The following is a 4170-nucleotide window of genomic DNA, read 5'->3' as shown; positions in this document are numbered from 1 at the left end:
AAGTGATGCTCGGTGAACGAGCCGTCATCGAGCACGAGGCGGGCGAGGCCCGGATCTGCTCCCAGCATGTCCATCGCGGTCCACGACAGCAGCACGAGGGTCTCCTCCGGCGATGCGTCGCGCCGCGCCGGGGGGCAGATGTCTGGGTGCTGCAAGGATTCGAGCCACGACAGCGCGCGGTCCGTGTCTGGCGCCCATCCGAGCCACCGCAGCTCGAGGCAGCGCCAGCACGGGGTCGGGTCTTCCAGCGGGAAGAAGGCGGCGAGCGACGCACCGCCCGGAACATCCGGAACACCGTGCAGCACCAGCGAGCAGGGCACGCCGCTGGCGTGCAGCAGGCGCATGATCTGGGCGTAGGGGGTGCGTGTGCCGGGCTGCGCGATGACCAGCGCGATGTTGCAGTGCTTGAAGCGTCGGTCGAGCCGCCCTGGCGTGTCGTGTGCTTCGAGCGGCTCTCCATCGGGGTAGGGTCCGATGAGGAGCACGTTGTCCTGGCGAACCGCCCTGGCCTCGAGGCACGTGATCATGGCGTTGGGCGGCTGCCGGGCTTCACGGCGTTCGATCCTTCAGCGCACAAGGGGCAGGCCGCCGGATCGAAGGTCTGGACCTGGGCTCTCACCAGGGAGGTGAGCGGTACGTCGAGGCGGGTCTCGCCGCTGCTGCGATCGACCACGCAGGCCACGGCCACGGGATTCGCGCCGAGGGCGCGCAGCATCTTCACCACCTCGTCGGCGGAGCCACCGGTGGTGACCACGTCCTCACAGACGATGACGCGCTCGCCCTGGGTCACCTCGAAGCCGCGTCGCAACGTCATGCGGCCATCGGCACCGCGCTCGGCGAAGGCGTTGCGCGCGCCCAGTGCCGCGGCAAGCTCGTAGGCCGCGATGACGCCTCCCAGGGCGGGGCCGACGATGCGAGACACGTCACCGCAGCCCGCCTCACGAACGGACTGCGCGAGGGCTTCTCCGAGCGTGCGGCCGAAGCGGGGGTCGTCGAACAGGAGCGCGCACTGGAAGTACTGAGGCGAGTGGAGGCCGGAGCTGAGGAGGAAGTGGCCGTCGAGCAGGGCGCGGCAGTCTCGGAAGCGTTGCAGGAGGGTCTCGGCGTCGATCTTCATGCGATCAGCATCGCGTCTTCCATCTCGCGCACCACACGCTGTGCGGCCTCGAGCGGATCGTCGGCTTCGGTGATGGGACGCCCCACCACGATGTACGAGGCCCCACCACGAATGGCGCGGGTGGGTGTGGCCACGCGCACCTGATCGTTGAGCACCGCGCCGGACGGGCGGATCCCGGGCGTCACCACGAGGAACGATGGCCCAACCTCCTCGCGTATGGCGCGCAGCTCCTGGGGAGAGGCGACCACGCCGTCGAGCCCGGCTTCCTGGCAGAGGCGCGCCAGGCGGCAAACGTGCGCGCTCACCACGTCGCTCGCCGGCGCCGGGCTGCGAGCGTCTCTCACTGAATCAGAGAAGCCGACCTCGAGCAGGTCGGAGACGTGCAGGTGGGTGAGGAGGGTCACGCCCAGCACCTTCGGTCGTGGAACGCCGAGACGCGTGGCCGCCTTCTCGACGCTCAGCGCAGCGGCCTCGAGCATGCGCCGCCCTCCTGTGGCGTGCACGTCGACGAGCATCACGCCGGGCTGCACGCAGACCTCGAGGGCAGACGAGACCGTGTTTGGGATGTCGTGCATCTTCAGATCGAGGAAGACCGAGGCGCCGAGATCGTGCAGCGCCTCGACGATGCCCATGCCCGCCGCGCTGTAGAGCTGCAGACCGACCTTGAAGCGCGAGACGACGGGGGTCAGGGTCTCGGCGAGACGAAGGGCGCGGGCAGCGTCTGAGACGTCGAGGGCCACGATGAGCCGCTCACCGGGCGTGAGCAGCGTGTTTGCTTCCATCACCATTTCAGGGGTCATCCTCTCAGGGGCTTTGCTGTCGATGTGATTCAGTGGCGTCGATGACGGTTCGGTCGCGCATCACGATGCGACCATCGACGATGGTCATCATCGGGAGTCCTTGCACCGTCCATCCGACGAACGGACAGTTCCTCGCCTTGCTCTCGAACGCCTCGGCCGCGATGTGCTCGACCTTCTCCAGGTCGAGCACGGTGAGCGATGCGGGTCGTCCAGGCGCGATGCGGCCGCCCTCGTAGCGGAGGATCTCCGCCGGACGGGTGCTGCAGGCGTCGACGAAGCGCGTCAGCGAGATGTGGCCAGTGCGAACCAGGCGGTCGAGGAGAACAGGAACGGCGGTCTCGAGGCCGATCACGCCGAAGGCGGCACAGCCCATCTCCACGTCTTTCTCGGCGGTGGTGTGCGGCGCGTGATCGGTGGCGATGCAGTCGATGGTGCCATCGGCCAGGGCCTCGACGAGGGCGGCGCGGTCGCGCGCCTCTCGCAGGGGGGGATTCATCTTCATCGACGCATCGTACGCGCCAAGCTCGCCATCGTCGAGCAGCAGGTGGTGCGGCGTCACCTCCGCGGTGACGCGAACGCCACGGGCCTTGGCGTCTCGGATGATGGCCACGCTGCGCGCGGTCGACACATGGGCCACGTGCAGCCAGCCTCCCGTGGCTTCGGCCAGGATCACGTCGCGCGCCACGATGACCTCCTCGGCGGCGGCGGCCATGGCGGGGAGGCCGAGGCGCGCGCTGTGGGCGCCTTCGTGAACCGCACCGCCATTCGAGAGGTGCTCGTCTTCCTCGTGGCCGATCACGGGGCGATCGAGCATGCGCGCGTATTCGAGGGCGCGTCGCATCACCTGCGCGTTCATGACGCACCTGCCGTCGTCGGAGAATCCCACGGCGCCGGCCGCGGCCAGAAGGCCGAGCTCGGCGAGTCGCTCGCCGCGCATGCCGCGCGTGATGCAGGGAATGGGGAGCACGTGGGCCAGACCGAGCAATCGTCCTCGTCGGGCCAGGCTCTCGACCATCTCGGGCGTGTCCATGGGCGGCTGCGTGTTGGGCATGGCGCCCACCGCAACGAAGCCTCCTCGCACGGCCGCGCGCACGCCGGTGTCGACGGTCTCCTTGTCACTTCTCCCGGGCTCGCGCAGGTGGACGTGCATGTCGACGAATCCGGGGCACACCACGCGACCCCGCGCGTCGACGCGGGGAATGTCGCTCACCTCGAGGCCAGGCCGTACGGCGGCGATCTGGCCGTTCTCGATGAGGACGTCGGCCACCTCGTCGATCGCGCTCGCGGGGTCGAGAACGCGCCCTCCCTCAAGCAGCCAGCGCATCGGGGTGTCTCGCGAGGAGGCTCGCCAGCGTGGCGGCGGTGATGTCGATGTCGGCGCGCAGGCGGGGGCCGGCGTCGATGACGCAGCCTGCGCCGCTGGTGGCCTCTCTTCCCATCGGGCCGGGATGGAGCACGGGCAGCGTGACCCCCGCCTGGATGAGGCGCGCTGGGGTCACGCTGAAGAGATGGGCGTATTCGGCAACAGAGGGGAACAGGTTCCTCTCCTCGCCCTGCGGGGGCAGGGGCAGAACATAGAGGGCATCGCTCTCGCGCACGGCGTCATCGAGTCTGTGCGTGACGCGGATGTCGGCTTCGACGAGGCGGTCGCTCGCCAGGGTCGGTGGGGCGACAACCGTGACGCGCGCGCCGAGGCTGCGCAACCCCCACATCACCGAGCGACCCGTGGGGTGATGATCGATGCCTCCAACGATGCTGACGCGCGCGCCGCTCAGGCGCGGGAGATGCCTTCGCAGCGCGTGAAGCTCGGCGAGACCGCGAAGCGGCTCCTCGTTTGGACCGTCGCCGGCATTGATCACGCAGCCGTCGAAGCGGCGCGCCGCGCCCCACGGGGCGCCAGCCAGGCCGTGCCGCACCACGAGCGCGTGGGCGCCCAGTGCGCTTGCCTGGGCGGCCACCGATGCGCCGGACGCGGAAGGGGTCACGGCGAGGGTGACGCAGGCGACGCCGAGGCGCGCGCAGGCCTGCTCGAAGACGAGACGCGTGGGCCCGTGGCCGTCGAACAGGGCCAGGGCCACGCGTGTCGCGGGGGGGCGCGCCAGTCGGGCGTCTGGCATCGGCGAGGCGTCGAGAAGCTGTTCGATCTCGCTTCGGCCCAGGTCTCTCAGGGTCAACAGGTGCCGTTCGTGCATGGGCGCTCCACCGTGGGAATGCGGGCAGGCCTGCTGCCGAACAGAGAGCCCGCGGGGGGGG

At 69.9% G+C, this 4170-nt stretch carries 5 protein-coding genes; all 5 read right to left on the bottom strand.

Going from position 1 to position 4170, the window contains the following annotated elements:
* Positions 1 to 527, bottom strand: a 527-nt coding sequence (locus EB084_20930; protein ID NDD30732.1) for a hypothetical protein, incomplete at its 3' end; no start/stop codon positions are given.
* A complete protein-coding gene (locus tag EB084_20925) occupies positions 524 to 1117 on the bottom strand; it encodes an orotate phosphoribosyltransferase (GenBank protein NDD30731.1) in 594 nt (197 codons plus the stop codon). The genes EB084_20925 and EB084_20930, both read right to left, overlap by 4 nt.
* On the bottom strand, positions 1114 to 1899 hold the full coding sequence (locus EB084_20920) for an orotidine-5'-phosphate decarboxylase (GenBank protein NDD30730.1): 786 nt from the start codon (positions 1897 to 1899) through the stop codon (positions 1114 to 1116). Before EB084_20920 ends, EB084_20925 begins: the two co-directional genes overlap by 4 nt.
* A 22-nt stretch (positions 1900 to 1921) precedes the next feature.
* Entirely contained in the window at positions 1922 to 3241 is a 1320-nt protein-coding gene (locus EB084_20915; GenBank protein NDD30729.1) for a dihydroorotase, read from the bottom strand.
* Positions 3225 to 4109 carry a hypothetical protein gene (locus EB084_20910; protein NDD30728.1) on the bottom strand — a complete coding sequence of 295 codons (885 nt, stop codon included), beginning with the start codon at positions 4107 to 4109 and terminating at the stop codon, positions 3225 to 3227. The genes EB084_20915 and EB084_20910 overlap by 17 nt, the downstream gene beginning before the upstream one ends.
* Positions 4110 to 4170 lie beyond the last annotated feature (61 nt).

It is taken from the genome of Pseudomonadota bacterium, from assembly GCA_010028905.1.
In the GTDB taxonomy this organism is placed as follows: domain Bacteria; phylum Vulcanimicrobiota; class Xenobia; order RGZZ01; family RGZZ01; genus RGZZ01.
Note: the sequence above shows the minus strand (reverse complement) of the source record. Positions and strands in the feature narration are given on the sequence as shown.